Source organism: Rhizobium sp. N731 (assembly GCF_001664145.1).
Lineage (GTDB): Bacteria > Pseudomonadota > Alphaproteobacteria > Rhizobiales > Rhizobiaceae > Rhizobium > Rhizobium esperanzae.
Genome location: NZ_CP013601.1, coordinates 3,971,484 through 3,986,220 on the forward strand (window position 1 = coordinate 3,971,484; position 14,737 = coordinate 3,986,220).

15 protein-coding genes are annotated in these 14,737 nt (G+C 61.9%); 10 read left to right on the forward strand and 5 right to left on the reverse strand.

Annotated features, from left to right (window positions below):
• The first annotated feature begins 8 nt into the window (after positions 1 to 8).
• Together AMK02_RS19225 and AMK02_RS19230 are read left to right on the forward strand one after the other, a co-directional pair.
• Positions 9 to 938, forward strand: coding sequence for an electron transfer flavoprotein subunit alpha/FixB family protein (locus tag AMK02_RS19225; protein ID WP_064805272.1), 930 nt, complete (start codon positions 9 to 11; stop codon positions 936 to 938).
• A 149-nt stretch (positions 939 to 1,087) separates the two neighbouring features.
• The gene (locus AMK02_RS19230) at positions 1,088 to 1,969 is read left to right on the forward strand and encodes a 3-hydroxybutyryl-CoA dehydrogenase (RefSeq protein WP_064805274.1); all 882 of its coding nucleotides are present in this window, start codon (positions 1,088 to 1,090) and stop codon (positions 1,967 to 1,969) included.
• 170 nt (positions 1,970 to 2,139) lie between these two features.
• Here AMK02_RS19230 and tlpA read toward each other — a convergent pair whose 3' ends face one another.
• Complete coding sequence (gene tlpA, locus AMK02_RS19235) at positions 2,140 to 2,802, reverse strand: thiol:disulfide interchange protein TlpA (protein ID WP_064806374.1); 663 nt, start codon at positions 2,800 to 2,802, stop codon at positions 2,140 to 2,142.
• A gap of 24 nt (positions 2,803 to 2,826) precedes the next feature.
• Between tlpA and argH the strand changes: the two genes are divergently transcribed.
• From argH to AMK02_RS19255, 4 genes are all read left to right on the forward strand, one after another.
• A complete protein-coding gene (gene argH, locus AMK02_RS19240) occupies positions 2,827 to 4,230 on the forward strand; it encodes an argininosuccinate lyase (protein ID WP_064805276.1) in 1,404 nt (467 codons plus the stop codon).
• 154 nt (positions 4,231 to 4,384) lie between these two features.
• Positions 4,385 to 4,579, forward strand: coding sequence for an LPS translocon maturation chaperone LptM (gene lptM / locus AMK02_RS19245; protein ID WP_003582619.1), 195 nt, complete (start codon positions 4,385 to 4,387; stop codon positions 4,577 to 4,579).
• A 12-nt stretch (positions 4,580 to 4,591) separates the two neighbouring features.
• On the forward strand, positions 4,592 to 5,860 hold the full coding sequence (lysA, locus tag AMK02_RS19250) for a diaminopimelate decarboxylase (protein ID WP_064805278.1): 1,269 nt from the start codon (positions 4,592 to 4,594) through the stop codon (positions 5,858 to 5,860).
• Between the two features lie 268 nt (positions 5,861 to 6,128).
• Positions 6,129 to 8,798 (forward strand): TIGR02302 family protein, encoded by a 2,670-nt coding sequence (locus tag AMK02_RS19255; protein ID WP_064805280.1) that lies wholly within the window; start codon positions 6,129 to 6,131, stop codon positions 8,796 to 8,798.
• Positions 8,799 to 8,831: 33 nt separating this feature from the next.
• Here AMK02_RS19255 and AMK02_RS19260 read toward each other — a convergent pair whose 3' ends face one another.
• From AMK02_RS19260 to AMK02_RS19270, 3 genes are all read right to left on the reverse strand, one after another.
• Positions 8,832 to 9,191 (reverse strand): response regulator, encoded by a 360-nt coding sequence (locus AMK02_RS19260; protein ID WP_010028815.1) that lies wholly within the window; start codon positions 9,189 to 9,191, stop codon positions 8,832 to 8,834.
• A 136-nt stretch (positions 9,192 to 9,327) separates the two neighbouring features.
• Entirely contained in the window at positions 9,328 to 9,870 is a 543-nt protein-coding gene (gene hpt / locus AMK02_RS19265) for a hypoxanthine phosphoribosyltransferase (RefSeq protein WP_064805282.1), read from the reverse strand.
• A gap of 129 nt (positions 9,871 to 9,999) precedes the next feature.
• Complete coding sequence (locus AMK02_RS19270) at positions 10,000 to 10,653, reverse strand: hypothetical protein (protein WP_064806375.1); 654 nt, start codon at positions 10,651 to 10,653, stop codon at positions 10,000 to 10,002.
• 206 nt (positions 10,654 to 10,859) lie between these two features.
• Here AMK02_RS19270 and ftsE point away from each other — a divergent pair, with 206 nt between their 5' ends.
• From ftsE to AMK02_RS19290, 4 genes are all read left to right on the forward strand, one after another.
• Positions 10,860 to 11,519, forward strand: a complete 660-nt coding sequence (gene ftsE, locus AMK02_RS19275) for a cell division ATP-binding protein FtsE (protein ID WP_064805284.1) — start codon at positions 10,860 to 10,862, stop codon at positions 11,517 to 11,519.
• Entirely contained in the window at positions 11,512 to 12,531 is a 1,020-nt protein-coding gene (locus tag AMK02_RS19280; protein ID WP_064805286.1) for a cell division protein FtsX, read from the forward strand. Before ftsE ends, AMK02_RS19280 begins: the two co-directional genes overlap by 8 nt.
• 66 nt (positions 12,532 to 12,597) lie before the next feature.
• Positions 12,598 to 13,314: a YdcF family protein gene (locus tag AMK02_RS19285; protein ID WP_189636981.1), complete on the forward strand. Its 717-nt coding sequence runs from the start codon at positions 12,598 to 12,600 to the stop codon at positions 13,312 to 13,314.
• An 87-nt stretch (positions 13,315 to 13,401) separates the two neighbouring features.
• Positions 13,402 to 14,199 (forward strand): lysophospholipid acyltransferase family protein, encoded by a 798-nt coding sequence (locus AMK02_RS19290; protein ID WP_064805290.1) that lies wholly within the window; start codon positions 13,402 to 13,404, stop codon positions 14,197 to 14,199.
• On the opposite strand, the gene AMK02_RS19295 is transcribed toward AMK02_RS19290, so the two are convergent.
• Positions 14,200 to 14,730 (reverse strand): gamma-glutamylcyclotransferase, encoded by a 531-nt coding sequence (locus tag AMK02_RS19295; RefSeq protein ID WP_064806377.1) that lies wholly within the window; start codon positions 14,728 to 14,730, stop codon positions 14,200 to 14,202.
• Between the last annotated feature and the right edge of the window lie 7 nt (positions 14,731 to 14,737).

Genomic DNA, 14,737 nt, shown 5'->3' on the forward strand with positions numbered 1-14,737 from the left:
CAACTATCATGACCATTCTTCTTCTGGCCGACCATGACGGCAATCACCTTTCCGACCAGACCGCCAAGGCACTGACCGCAGCAAGCCAGATCGGCTCCGACGTGCATGTGCTGGTTGCCGGCAAGGCTGCCAGAGCGGCGGCCGATGCGGCGGCAAAACTTTCCGGTGTGACCAAGGTGCTGCTGGCCGAAAGCGACGCGCTTGCCAACAATCTCGCCGAACCTCTGGCCGATCTGATCGTCTCGCTTGCCGGTTCCTATGACACGATCGTCTCGGCCGCCACCTCGGTCGGCAAGACGGTGCTGCCGCGCGTCGCCGCCCTGCTCGATGTCGCCCAGGTCTCGGAGATCATCGAGGTCGTCAGCCCCGATACCTTCAAGCGGCCGATCTATGCCGGCAATGCCATTCAGACGGTGCAGGCAAGCGACGCCAAAAAGGTGATCACCGTGCGCACCGCCTCCTTCGCCTCCGCAGCGGAAGGCGGCTCTGCCTCTGTCGAGGCGATCGCAGCGGTGTCCGATCCGGGCCTGTCGCGTTTCGTCTCCGATGCGCTGTCGGCTTCGGAACGTCCGGAACTGACCTCGGCCAAGGTCATCATCTCCGGCGGCCGGGCGCTCGGCTCGGCCGAGAAGTTCAAAGAGGTCATCCTGCCGGTTGCCGACAAGCTCGGTGCCGCCGTCGGCGCATCGCGTGCCGCCGTCGATGCCGGTTATGCCCCGAACGACTGGCAGGTCGGTCAGACCGGCAAGGTGGTGGCGCCCGATCTCTATATCGCCTGCGGCATCTCCGGCGCCATCCAGCATCTGGCCGGCATGAAGGACTCCAAGGTGATCGTCGCCATCAACAAGGACGAGGAGGCGCCGATCTTCCAGGTCGCCGACTACGGCCTCGTCGCCGATCTGTTCGACGCACTGCCGGAGTTGCAAAAGGCGCTCTGAGCGAGGCAAATGCCTTTCTTTCGCACTTGCGAATGACTGGAAAATTGTCTTTTATCGGTCTACTACTTACTGCCGGGCGATCTTTCGTCCGGCAGTATTGCTAATATAATACGGCAACGCGGGGGCGACTGCCGAGCGGGGGTTTGGAGATGAATGCGGTGTTGAAGAATATTGGTATTATCGGTGCCGGCCAGATGGGCTGCGGCATCGCGCATGTTTCGGCCGCCGCAGGTTACAGGGTTCATATCTACGATCTCTCGCAGGACCGCATCGAATCCGGTCTCGCCACCATCAACGGCAATCTCGCCCGCCTGGTGACGAACGGCAAGATGACCGACGAGGAGCGCAAGGCGACCTTGTCGCGCATATCAGGCTCCGCCGATGTCAACGATCTCGCCCCGTCCGATCTCGTCATCGAGGCGGCCACCGAGGACGAAAGCGTCAAGCGCAAGATTTATAGCCAGGTTTGTCCGGTGATGAAGCCGGAAGCGCTGCTGGCCACCAACACCTCTTCGCTTTCCATCACCCGTCTTGCCGCCGCCACCGACCGCGCCGAGCGCTTCATGGGCATACACTTCATGAACCCGGTGCCGGTGATGAAGCTGGTCGAGCTGGTGCGCGGCATTGCAACCGATGAGAAGACCTTCACCGCCGCCAAGGAGTTCGTCGGCTCGCTGGAGAAGACCGTCACCGTCGCCGAGGACTTCCCAGCCTTCATCGTCAACCGCATCCTCTTGCCGATGATCAACGAGGCGATCTATACGCTCTACGAAGGTGTCGGCACCGTCGACGCCATCGATACGGCGATGAAGCTCGGCGCCAACCATCCAATGGGGCCGCTGCAGCTTGCCGATTTCATCGGCCTCGACACCTGCCTGTCGATCATGCAGGTGCTGCATGACGGCCTGGCGGACTCCAAGTATCGCCCCTGCCCGCTGCTGGTGAAATATGTCGAAGCCGGCTGGCTCGGACGCAAATCCGGCCGCGGCTTCTACGATTATCGTGGCGAAGTGCCCGTCCCGACGCGGTAAGCAGACATCATCAGAAAGGGCGAATGGACCGCACGCCCGCGAAATGCTTTCCTTACCGGGAACGGGAGGAATGCCATGTCGACCGAAACACCCATGTTCCTGCTGCAATGTTGCGTCCTGATCGGACTCGCAGGCGTCTTCCTCATAAGAGGCGATGGGGACTGATATCCTCACGACCCGATTGCGCCCTTGATCAGCGCCTTTGCATCTTCGCTGTCCCAGGCGGCAGGCCCGTTCATGGCGGAAATCAGGCAGCCCTTGTCGTCGAGCAACAGCGTCACCGGCAGGCCGAAAGCGAGACCTTCCTTCTTCAGGCTGTTGAAGACGCCGATCGTATTGTCGCGGTAAAGCTGCAGCGCATCGACACCGGTCTCGGCAAGGAAAGTCTTCGGCTTTTCATCGTCGCCAGTGTCGATATTGACCGGCACGACCTGGAATTTGTCGCTGCCCATCTCCTTTTCCAGAGCGTTCAGCGCCGGCATCTCCTCGCGGCAGGGCACGCACCATGTCGCCCAGAGATTGAGCAGCACGGTCTTGCCGGCGAAATGGTCGAGCGTCAGCGGTTTGCCATCCGGTCCGTTGAAGGACACCGTGGTCAGTTTGCGCGGCTCGTTGGCGGCAACCATGGCGGCGACCTGACCCTTCATGAGCGGCGTCAGATTGGCGGCGCGCCCCTTTGCCAACGGGCATTCGGCCGAAGCGCTGCTGCCGATGCCATTGCCAATGCCCGTCTCCTTCACGTATACCGCTGCCGCACCTGCAACGACACCTGCGACGGCGGCGATTGCGATCAGTTTTCCGGACGGCAGGCCGAAGGGTTTTTTCGTCGTCATTTCATTCTCCAGGACGGGCATCTTATGGCCGAGAGCAACACGGACACCAAATCCTCCAACCAGATGTGGGGCGGGCGTTTCGCTTCCGGCCCGGACGCGATCATGGAGGAGATAAATGCCTCGATCGGTTTCGACAAGAAGCTATTCGCCCAGGATATCCGTGGTTCCGTCGCCCATGCGACCATGCTCGCCCATCAGGGCATCATTTCATCGGACGATAAGGACAAGATCGTTCACGGGCTAAACACGATCCTGTCAGAAATCGAAAGCGGCAATTTCGAATTCTCGCGCCGGCTCGAAGACATCCATATGAACATCGAAGCGCGCCTGGCAACGCTGATCGGACCGGCCGCCGGCCGCCTGCACACCGCCCGCTCGCGCAACGACCAGGTGGCGCTCGACTTCCGCCTCTGGGTGAAGGAAGAGCTTGAGAAGACCGAGAAGATGCTGACCGGCCTGATTGCCGCCTTCCTCGACCGCGCCGAGGAACATGCCGAAAGCGTCATGCCGGGCTTCACCCATCTGCAGACTGCCCAGCCCGTCACCTTCGGCCATCACTGCATGGCCTATGTCGAAATGTTCGGCCGCGACCGTTCGCGCGTGCGCCACGCGATCGAACATCTGGACGAAAGCCCGATCGGCGCGGCTGCGCTGGCCGGCACCGGCTATCCGATCGACCGCCACATGACGGCCAAGGCACTGGGTTTCCGCGAGCCCACCCGCAATTCCATCGATACGGTCTCCGACCGCGACTTCGCCATCGAGTTCCTGGCGATCGCCGCGATTACGGGCATGCATCTGTCGCGCCTCGCGGAAGAGATCGTCATCTGGTCGACGCCGCAATTCGGCTTCGTGTGCCTGTCCGACGCCTTCTCGACCGGCTCCTCGATCATGCCGCAGAAGAAGAACCCCGATGCCGCCGAACTGGTGCGCGCCAAGACCGGCCGTATCAACGGCTCGCTGATCGCCTTGCTGACGATCATGAAGGGCCTGCCGCTCGCCTATTCCAAGGACATGCAGGAAGACAAGGAGCAGGTCTTCGACGCAGCCGAGAGCCTGGAGCTGGCGATCGCCGCCATGACCGGCATGGTACGCGATATGGCCGTCAACACAGCGCGCATGAAGGCGGCGGCCGGCTCCGGCTTTTCGACGGCGACCGATCTTGCCGACTGGCTGGTGCGCGAAGCTGGCCTGCCCTTCCGGGACGCCCATCACGTCACCGGCCGCGCCGTGGCGCTCGCCGAAAGCAAGGGCTGCGATCTTGCCGAGCTGCCGCTCTCCGACCTGCAGGCGATTCATTCCGCAATCACCGACAAGGTCTATGACGTGTTGACGGTGGAAGCCTCGGTCGCCAGCCGCAAGAGCTTCGGCGGCACGGCGCCCTCTGAAGTGCGCAAGCAGATCGCCTTCTGGCGCGCCCGCAATTGAGAGAGATCGGGCGGGTGAAAGCCGTCTCCCCCTTCCTGCAAAGCGCGGAAATGCCGTCCAACAATCAGGGTGCACAAGGCGGATAAACTTCGCTATGAAGATCCCGTCGTTCGATATGAATGATATCAGCCATACGCCGCACAAGAGGATATCCATGCAGAAGAGCTTGCCGCACCTCATCCGCCTGACGGCGGTGCTCGCCGTCATCGGCCTTGCCGTTGCCGGATGCGGACGCAAGGGCGATCTCGATCCGCCGAGTGCTGCGGCGACGAAGGAAGGCGACGTTTCCAAGCCGACGAAACAGCCCGGCACCGTCGATAAGCCCTTCCTTCTTGACCCTCTCCTTTAAGGCGCGCGCCCCGTGAACCATTTCGATTACCGCGACGGCATCCTTTACGCCGAGAACGTCCCCGTTCCCGAGATCGCCAAGGCGGTCGGTACGCCGTTCTATGTCTATTCCACCGCAACGCTGGAGCGCCACTATCGCGTCTTCTCCGAAGCCTTCGCCGATGTCGACTCGATGGTCTGCTACGCGATGAAGGCGAACTCGAACCAAGCCGTGCTGAAGACCTTGGGACGCCTCGGCGCCGGCATCGACGTCGTCTCGGAAGGCGAACTGCGCCGTGCGCTTGCTGCCGGCATTCCGGCGAACCGCATCATGTTTTCGGGCGTCGGCAAGACGCCGCAGGAGATGGATTTCGCGCTAGAGGCCGGCATCTACTGCTTCAATGTCGAATCTGAGCCTGAGCTCGAGATCCTCAACCAGCGCGCCGTCAACGCCGGCAAGAGAGCACCGGTCTCCTTCCGCATCAATCCGGATGTCGATGCCAAGACGCATGCGAAGATCTCGACTGGCAAGAAGGAAAATAAGTTCGGCATTTCCTGGGATCGCGCCCGCGCCATCTATGCCCATGCCGCCAAGCTGCCGGGGATCGATGTCACCGGCATTGACATGCATATCGGCAGCCAGATCACCGAGCTGCAGCCCTTCGACGACGCCTTCAAGCTGCTGCGCGATCTCGTCGCCACGTTGCGTGCCGACGGCCACGCCATCCATCACGTCGATATCGGCGGTGGCCTCGGCGTTCCCTATAAGGATGACAACAATCCGCCGCCGCTGCCCGATGCCTATGCGGCGATCGTCAAGAACCAGCTGCGCGGTCTGAACTGCAAGATCGTCACCGAACCCGGTCGCCTGATCGTCGGCAATGCCGGCATTCTCGTCACCGAAGTTCTTTATGTGAAGGACGGCGGCGAGAAGACTTTCGTCATCGTCGACGGTGCGATGAACGACCTCATTCGCCCGACGCTCTACGAGGCCTATCACGAAATCCGTCCGGTGACGATTTCGGCGGCAAACGCGCCGCGCATCCGCGCCGATGTGGTCGGCCCCGTTTGCGAGACCGGCGATTATCTGGCGCTCGACCGCGAAATGGCGATGCCGAAGCCCGGCGATCTGATGGCCGTCAGCACTGCCGGCGCCTATGGCGCCGTCCAGGCCGGCACCTATAACAGCCGTCTGCTGGTGCCCGAGGTTCTGGTCAAGGGCAGCGATTTTCATGTGATTCGCCCGCGCAGGACCTATGCCGAGCTGATCAGCCTCGATTCCGTTCCGGCCTGGCTCGACTAGAGCATGTCGCGCAAAAGTGTGAAGCGGTTTTTCGATAACGACAGGCGTAAAACAAAGAGTTAAAGCGCAAGAAGCGAATCTGAAAGACCACGACGCGCTTTAGCAGCAACATCACTTTTCGGCGAATAAACGTGAAAAGGCGGTATTCCTGCCCGTTCGCCCTCGCCTTCGCCACAAAGAGTGTTATCCTTTCGTTCATGAGCGTATTGCCCCGCAATCGCCGGAAGCGCCCTCTGTACCAGAACGCCAGATCGCGGAGACCGGACCGATGACAAGCCCCTCGAGGCAGAGGAAGGGTGCATTCGCGCTCCGCCCCTCGCTTGCCCGGCTGGTAACGACAAAACGCCTGCTGGCGCGCACCGTGCTCTTCTTCGAGCAACTGCTGCCGCTGCTGATGCCGGTCCTCTGCATCGTCGCCATTTATCTCTCGGCCTCCTGGTTCGGCATCTTCCGCAACGTGCCGGACTGGCTGCGCATCTTGCTGCTGATCGCCTTTGCCGCGGCGTTCCTCGTCTCGCTTGTCCCCTTCCGCCATCTGCGCTGGCCGAAAACCGCTGAAGCCGATCGCATGCTGGAAGAGCGCAATGGCCTGCCGCACCAGCCAGTTTCGGTCCAGGAAGACGAGCCCGCCTACAACACGCCCTTTTCGCGGGCACTTTGGCGTGAGCACCAAGTGCGCATGGCCGAAAAGATCGCAGCACTCGATGCCGGCATGCCGCAGCCTGATATCGCCGCACATGACCGCTTCGCCCTGCGCGCCATCCCTGCTCTGCTGCTCGTCACCGCTTTTGGCTATTCGCTGTCGCTCAACGGCGGCTCGGTCAGTGACGCATTGCAATCAGCGCCCGAGCAGGTGGCGGTCGATCCGGCGGTGCGTATCGACGCCTGGGTGACGCCGCCCTCTTATACCGGTCGCGCGCCGGTTTACCTGACCGCCGACGGCAGCGAACAGGCGCCGATCGGCATTCCGCAGTTTTCCGGTCTCACCGTGCGCGTCAGCGGCGGAAAGACGGCCGAAAAGGTCGTGTTCCGCAAGGCGAACGGCGAGGCGCGGGATATCGCCGTACAGACCGACACAAGGCCGCAGCAGGCAAGCGCACCTGCCGGCGAGCAGCCGACGGCCGGCGCGCCTGCCAACAATGCCCTCATCGCACAGACGCATGTGATGAAGCTTGAGGAAAATGGCGCGCTCGAGGTCAACGGTCGCCGCTGGAGCTTCGACGTGCTGCCCGACAAGGCGCCTGAAATCGCCTTTGACGGCATGCCGAAGGCAAGCGTCAACGGCGCGCTGGAAATCGGCTTCACCGTCAAGGACGACTATGGTGTCCAGGAGGCCCATGCGGAGATCGTTCCTCTGGAAAACGATCCGGCGGCGACGCCGCTCTATCCACTGCCGGAGTACCGGCTGGATATTCCCCGCCGCAACGCCCGCGACGCCAAGGGCGTGACCAGCCGGAATCTGACCGAACATCCGCTTGCCGGCAAGCCGGTGCGCATTACCCTCGTCGCCAAGGATGCCGCTGGCCAGACCGGCCGAAGCCCGCCCTACGAAATGACGCTGCCGTCGCGGCCCTTCAACGAGCCGCTTGCCGCAGCCGTCGCCGAGGAACGGCAGGTTTTCGCGCTCGATACCCGTAAGATGCCGCAGGCGATCGCGCTGAACGAGGCGCTGACCATCCGTCCCGAGGAGACCATCCCCAAGCTCACCAACTACCTGCTGCTGGAATCGGCCTTGGCCCGCATGAAGCTGGCAAAGGGCGAGGAGGCGCTGAAGGATACGGCCCAGTATCTCTGGGAGATTGCGCTCGGCATGGAGGACGGCGATCTTTCGCTTGCCGAGCGCAAGCTGCGTGAAGCCCAGCAGAAGCTTGCCGACGCATTGGACCGCAACGCGCCCGACGAAGAGATCAAGAAGCTGATGGATGAGCTGCGCAAGGCGATGCAGGACTATCTGACGGAGCTTGCCGAACGCATGCAGAACGCCCCGACGATGCAGCCGAACCAGAATGCGCAGAACATCCTGCGCCAGCAGGATCTGGAACGGATGATGGACCAGATCGAGAATCTCGCCCGCTCGGGCAATCGCGACGCGGCACAGCAGATGCTGTCGGAATTGCAGCGTATGATGAACAACCTGCAGGCTGGCCGGCCGCAGCGGGGCCAGCAGGGTCAGGAAAACAGCGAAGCCCGCAAGCAGATCGACAAGCTCGGCGAGATCCTGCGCGATCAGCAGAAGCTGATGGAAGAAACCTTCCGCCTCGATCAGCAGCTCAAGGACCGTATGCAGCGTGGCGAATCCGATATGGGCGAAAACGATCCACTGCTCGACGAGATGATGCCGGGAGAGAATGGCGAGCCGCAGGATCAGCAGCAAGGGCAGCAAGGCCAGAGCCAGCAAGGTAAGGGCCAGCAACCTTCCGACCAGATGACCGCCGAGCAGCTCAGGGAAGCGCTGAAACAGTTGCGCGCCCAGCAGGATGCCCTCGGCAAGCAGCTCGGAGAATTGCAGAAGAAACTCGGCGAAATGGGCATGAAGCCCGGCCCGGGCTTCGGCCAGGCCCAACGCGAGATGGACGGCGCCGGCCGCGAGCTCGGCCAGGGCCGCGGCGACACGGCCGTCGAGAACCAGGGCCGTGCCCTGGAAGCCCTTCGCCAGGGTGCCCGCGACATGATGAACCAGATGATGCAGGCGCAACGGGGCCAGCAGGGACAGGGCCCGAACGGCCAGGTCGGCCAGGGCGATCAGAACGGCCGGGATCCGTTGGGACGGCCACGCATGACCAACGGCTATATCGACGACGACGGCGTGAAGGTGCCTGACGAAATCGACGTTCAGCGCGCACGCGAAATTCTCGATGCGATCCGCGAGAAGCTCGGCAACAATCCGCCACAGGAAATGGAACGGCGGTACCTCGAACGGCTTCTGGACATCCAGTAAGCCTCATACCGCCGTCAAAGATAGGCGCGCGCTTTAAGCGACGAGTGCCCGGGCGACAGCCTTGCGTATATCGGGAAGCGCAAATGGCTTGGCGACGACGTCGATGATTTTTTCTGCAAGATCGTCGGCGCGCTCGCGCTGCTCGGCATAACCGGTCATCAGCAGGATCTTCAAAGCAGGGAAGGCGTCTTTCGCCTGATGGGCGAGTTCGATGCCGTCCATCACGGGCATGCGGATATCCGACAGCAGCAGATCGTAGACCCCGTCCTTCAGCTTCTCCAGCCCCTCGGCGCCGTCGGCCGCCTCATCGGTCTCATGACCGTCGAGCCGCAAGGCCCGGGCTACGAAAGACCGCAGGGAATCCTCGTCTTCCGTAATCAGAATTCTTGCCATATGTGCATTGCTCCGTCTTCAGCCCCGCGACGGAAATCACCAGACTTTCCTTTTCGATCGGTAAAGATGGCGAAGCGATGGACGAGATGGTTAACAACCCGTCTTCACGCGGCAATGACGCGACGCCCGCATTCCCTCAGGCGTCGCCGGTCACCACGCCGACGAAGGGGAGTTCGCGAAACGCATAGGCAACGTCCATGCCGTAACCGACGACGAAGTAATCGGGACATTCGAAGCCGACATAATCGGCCTCCAGCTTTTCCTTGCGCTTGACCCGCTTGTCGAGCAGCACGGCGATCGTCACGTTGCGCGCGCCACGTTCGAAGAGCAGCTCCTTGGCAAAGAGCAGCGTCCGGCCGGACTCGAGAATATCGTCGATCAGGAGGACGTCTCGGCCATGCACGTCGCTGTCGATATCCTTGACGATGCGCACCCCCTGGGAAACCGTGCCGGTGCCGTAGCTCGACAGCGTGATGAACTCGACCTCGGGAGCAAGCCCGGTGTCGTGCAGGGCGCGGATCAGGTCGGCGGCGAAGATGAAGGAGCCCTTGAGCACGGCAATAACGAGCAGGTCCTTGGTCGGGCCGTTGGCGATCTCCCGCGCCATCGCATGATTGCGCTCCGCGATCTGCTCGGCGGTGAAGAGCGGCTCGATGTTTTTTCCGCGCACGACAGGCATAAGGGCTTGCTCCATGAAAAGAAGGGTAAGCCGTTAGCACATATGCGCGCCTGAAACAGCCTCGCCGTTCATGAAATCAACGGGATTGGCCCGCCCTGTGGCGGAAAGCCATCACGAATCCGGTTATTTCTACGGCAGGAAGGAAAGCCGAACCTCCGGCAATTTTCCCCCGGCGTGCTGGACTCGCGCCGAAAAACCACGGCTTTGGCCGTCATAGATGACGTCGGCGGGCGGATCAATGACGACGCTTGCCGTCAGCCGTTCGTCTGCCACCAGATCGGCGCGGATCGGATGCACCGTCTGCGTCGTGCCGCTTTCATTTTCGATGATGCCGTTGACGACGAGCACACGCATGCCGTTCGCATCACGCGGCGTCACGGTGACATGGGTGAAATGCAGCGGCGCTCCGGAGGAGGCGCCCGCGGCGGAAAGGCCGGAAAAGCCGCCTGCGAGCCCGAAAACGAGCACGGCAAGCGCCAGTACCAGCACCGCGAAGCTGCGCAGCGACGCCCGCTGCAGCCAGGATTCCGCCCTTCGCAGAGCGGAAGCAGTCATCGCCAGCAGGAACGGCGGCCGTGCGGCGCGCGCTGCCGCCATGCGCCTGCTGTTGTCGTTATGGATCCTGGAGCTGAAGTCCTTCGGCCGGGTCTTGCCGACCGTCACGAATTCGGCGTCGGAAATATCGGCAGGACGTGTCGAACGATACTGGCGGCGCGCGGGTTCGGGCGGCAGGAAATCATAGGCCTGGCCCGGTGTCCGGCGGCTGAAGGAGGATGCTTCCATGGTGGCTGCCTCGCAGATGTCCACATGGTTTCGCTGCCGCAAGAAATCTTGGCATTGAAACGAATCCTCCTCAGTCGTAAATTTTAATGGTTAATGCTTCGCAAAGATTGCCATCAAACGGGCGTCTTTCCGGCAAAATTTACCGGCTGTTAACGGTGTTGGTTAACAAGTCGCGCGGTGAAACCAAGAACAGACTGAGCTGCCCGTTGATCCACTTCGAGAATGTCGGTTTGCGCTATGGCATGGGCCCGGAAATCCTCCGGGACCTGACCTTCGACATTCCGAAGAAATCCTTTCAGTTCCTGACGGGCCCATCCGGTGCCGGCAAAACCTCGCTGCTGCGGCTGCTCTTCATGTCGCTGCAGCCGACACGTGGCCTGATCCGCATGTTCGGGCGCGACATTTCCGAAATTCCCCGGCCGGAACTGCCGCTGCTGCGCCGGCGCGTTGGCATCGTCTTCCAGGATTTCCGCCTGCTCGACCATCTCACGACCTATGAAAACGTCGCTTTGCCCTTGCGGGTGCGCGGCAAGGAGGAAAGCTCCTACAAAACCGATGTTCTGGAACTCTTGAAATGGGTCGGGCTCGGCGAACGCATCAACGTGCTGCCGCCGGTCCTCTCCGGCGGGGAGAAGCAGCGCGCCGCCATCGCCCGGGCGCTGATGGACCGGCCGGAAGTCCTGCTGGCTGACGAGCCGACGGGCAATGTCGACCCGCCGATGGCGAGGCGCCTGCTCAATCTTTTCCTCGAACTCAATCGGCTTGGTACGGCGGTCGTGATCGCCACCCATGACCTGACGTTGATGGAACAGGTGGAAGCCCGCCGTATGATCCTCTCGGAGGGGCATCTCGATATCTATGACTGAGCCCCCGTCCAGGAACCGAGAGAAGGCGTCGGCCCAGCCTGCCGCCCAGCAGAAGCGCCCGGAAATGCGTGTGCGCCCGACCGCGCCGATCCTGCCGCCCTCCAATATCCAGGGCAATGCCCTGATGGTGGTCATATCGATCATGGCCTTTCTCGCCTGCCTGACGCTCGGCGGCGTCAGCATGGTGCGTTCGACGGCGGCAAGCTGGGAGAGCCAGATCTCCCGCGAGATCACCATCCAGATCAAGCCGGACGACAATCTCGATATGGAAAAGGCGCTGACGCAGGCACGCGACCTGGCGCTGACCTTCGTCGGCACCAAGAGCGGCCAGATCGTCGACGAGGCAGCCACCGCCCGGTTGCTCGAACCCTGGCTCGGGCCTGGTCTTGATCTCAAGGATCTGCCTGTTCCCCGTCTCGTCGTCATCACCATCGACGAAAACAATCCGCCGGATTTCGATGCGATGCGGGGCCTCCTGAAGGACAGCATCCCGCAGGCGAGCCTTGACGATCATCGCACCTGGGTCGACCGGCTGGTCTCCATGGCGCACACGACGGTGCTGATCGGCACCGGCGTCCTGCTCCTGGTTTTCTCGGCCATGGTGCTGACCGTCGTCTTCGCCACGCGCGGCGCGCTGTCGGGCAACCGCCACATCGTCGAAGTGCTGCATTTCGTCGGTGCCGAGAGCTCCTTCGTCGCTACTGAATTTCAGAAGCATTTTCTGAAGATCAGTCTCAAGGGCTCGGCGATCGGCAGCGCGCTTGCGGCTCTTTTCTTCGCCACCGCCGGCTTCTGGCAGAGCCGCACGCTGGCCACGCCGGAGACGGATCAGGCGACGGCGCTATTCGGCACCTTCTCCGTCGGCGTACTCGGTTATGCCGGCATCTTCGCGACGATGATCGTCATCGCGCTCTTGACGACCGTCACGGCGCGGCTGACCGTCATGCGGACGATCTATGAAATTGATACATTGCGTTCGGACCCGACACGCACCGACGGCATCGCAAGTTGATCGTGCCATGCCGTTTTATCGTGAAAGCGTCTGTTCCGCGCCGCAATCAGCGTATAATCACGATTCATGACCATGGGCGATACGACACGCAATCCGATTCGGCAGGACCCGGAGCTTGATCGTCCGGCGGGCCTGCCGCCGCGGCGCGGTCCGATCCGCCGCCTGCTGCGCTGGGGCGGCTTTGGCTGCGTTCTGGCAATCGCCCTGGTGTTCGGCGGCTTCCTGCGGTTTGCCGATTCCGTAACCACGCTCAAGCCACCGGTCGAGCCCAAGGCAGACGCGATCGTCGTGCTGACCGGTGGCTACCAGCGCATCGACCAGGCCGTGGAACTGCTGCAGAAGGGGGCGGGCAAACGACTGCTGATCTCCGGTGTCCACCCCACGACGACGCCGGCGCAGATTCGCAAGATGACGCAAGGCCCGGCCGATCTTTTCTCCTGCTGCGTCGATATCGGCCATGATGCAATAGATACGATCGGCAACGCCGAGGAAACCTCCAACTGGATCCACGCCAGGGGATACAGAAGCGTTCTCGTCGTCACCAACAATTATCACATGCCGCGCAGCCTCGCAGAACTCTCCTATGTCGATCCGGACATCGAGTTCATCCCCTATCCGGTGGTCAATTCGGATCTGAAGACCCGCAACTGGTTTACCGACCCGAACGCGATGCGCGTCATGCTCGCCGAATATGCAAAGGTGCTGTTAACAGGCGCCCGAAATATCACCGGCTTCGGCCGTCACACCGGACTGCGCTCGGCAAGCGTATCCGCCGCAGACTGAGCTTTTGCATCGAGGCCGCATCAAACGCTTTTTATGACCGGCAATATCGTGTAGGCCGGTCGCATGAGCCTGCCTCGGGATAATTTTATGATCGCCCTGCGTTCCGTCCTCTTCAACACGATCTTCTACGCCAATCTCATCATCCGGATGATCGTGCTCTCGCCCTATTATTTCGTGGTGCCGCGGCTGACGGCATATGCGATTCCGAAGAATTGGGCGCGCTCCAACCATTGGCTGATGCGCATGATCGTCGGCACGACCTTCGAGATCGAGGGGCTGGAGAACCTGCCTGAGGGCAGTTTTATCCTGGCGCCGAAGCACCAGTCCTTCTGGGACACCTATGCGCTGCTGCCCAATCTCAAGGATCCGGTCTACATCCTGAAGCGCGAGCTGATGTGGATTCCGCTCTTTGGCTGGTATGCGAAGAAGCAGCGCATGATCCCGGTCGACCGCGGCGCCCGCGGCAAGGTGATGGTAGAAGTGCTGAAACGCACCAAGGAAGAGCTTTCGACCGGCCGTCAGCTGATCATCTATCCTGAGGGCACCCGCCGCCCGCCGGGGGCGGAGCCGGTCTATAAATACGGCATCGCCCGCATGTACCGCGATCTTGGCATTCCCGTCGTGCCGGTTGCCATGCATCCCGGCCTCTTCTGGCCGCGGCGGAGCGTCCGCCGCTATCCCGGCCATTTCAAGGTCAGGATCCTGCCGCCGATCATGCCGGGAATGGATCCCGATGCCTTCTTCGCTCATCTGATCGAGGTCACGGAACGGGCAAGCGACGAGCTCCTCATCGACACCGTCGACCGTAATCCGCATCTGCCGTTGCCGCCAACAGCGATCGCTCGGCTAACCGAGTTGCGCAAAGTGACGGCGGCGACGGCCTGATCAGCCGGCCCGCAGCCGCTCCACCTCGTTGCCGACCTGCTCCAGCCATGGGTCGCGAATGCCCATCTGTTTCAGGTGCGCAAGCGTGTTGAAGACATAGGCATCGTTCGGGCCTGACTGTCCTCTGGCCTCGTGCACAACCCGCGCGGCGGCAAGCGCATCGAGCGTACCGGCATATTGCTCGTGATCGCGATCAGCGATGTAGGTAACCGCTTCCGTTCGGCGACCGCCGGCAAACTGCAGCCGAACCCGGCGCTCCAGATAGACATTGGTGACGAGTTCGCGAGCACGGAGATATTCGATCACCTCGTCCCATTTGTGCGCCGAAATACGGAACGCCATGCCGCGGCATGCTCCACCCCTGTCGAGGCCGAGAACCAGGCCCGGATTGTCGCGCGTGCCGCGATGAACGAAGGATCGGACGCACAGCGAACGCCGGTAACCATGCACCAGAGCTTCTGCCCGCTCCAGGAACTCGAAGCCCGGATTCCACATAAGCGAGCCGTAGCCAAACACCCAAAATTCGTCCATATCGCAC

What these genes read in the sequence shown, in the direction of transcription:
- AMK02_RS19225 (WP_064805272.1), top strand. Translation starts at nt 9, where the DNA reads ATGACCATTCTTCTTCTGGCCGACCATGACGGCAATCACCTTTCCGAC.
- AMK02_RS19230 (WP_064805274.1), top strand. Translation starts at nt 1,088, where the DNA reads ATGAATGCGGTGTTGAAGAATATTGGTATTATCGGTGCCGGCCAGATG.
- tlpA (WP_064806374.1), bottom strand. Translation starts at nt 2,802, where the DNA reads ATGACGACGAAAAAACCCTTCGGCCTGCCGTCCGGAAAACTGATCGCA.
- argH (WP_064805276.1), top strand. Translation starts at nt 2,827, where the DNA reads ATGGCCGAGAGCAACACGGACACCAAATCCTCCAACCAGATGTGGGGC.
- lptM (WP_003582619.1), top strand. Translation starts at nt 4,385, where the DNA reads ATGCAGAAGAGCTTGCCGCACCTCATCCGCCTGACGGCGGTGCTCGCC.
- AMK02_RS19255 (WP_064805280.1), top strand. Translation starts at nt 6,129, where the DNA reads ATGACAAGCCCCTCGAGGCAGAGGAAGGGTGCATTCGCGCTCCGCCCC.
- AMK02_RS19260 (WP_010028815.1), bottom strand. Translation starts at nt 9,191, where the DNA reads ATGGCAAGAATTCTGATTACGGAAGACGAGGATTCCCTGCGGTCTTTC.
- hpt (WP_064805282.1), bottom strand. Translation starts at nt 9,870, where the DNA reads ATGCCTGTCGTGCGCGGAAAAAACATCGAGCCGCTCTTCACCGCCGAG.
- AMK02_RS19270 (WP_064806375.1), bottom strand. Translation starts at nt 10,653, where the DNA reads ATGGAAGCATCCTCCTTCAGCCGCCGGACACCGGGCCAGGCCTATGAT.
- AMK02_RS19280 (WP_064805286.1), top strand. Translation starts at nt 11,512, where the DNA reads ATGACTGAGCCCCCGTCCAGGAACCGAGAGAAGGCGTCGGCCCAGCCT.
- AMK02_RS19285 (WP_189636981.1), top strand. Translation starts at nt 12,598, where the DNA reads ATGACCATGGGCGATACGACACGCAATCCGATTCGGCAGGACCCGGAG.
- AMK02_RS19290 (WP_064805290.1), top strand. Translation starts at nt 13,402, where the DNA reads ATGATCGCCCTGCGTTCCGTCCTCTTCAACACGATCTTCTACGCCAAT.
- AMK02_RS19295 (WP_064806377.1), bottom strand. Translation starts at nt 14,730, where the DNA reads ATGGACGAATTTTGGGTGTTTGGCTACGGCTCGCTTATGTGGAATCCG.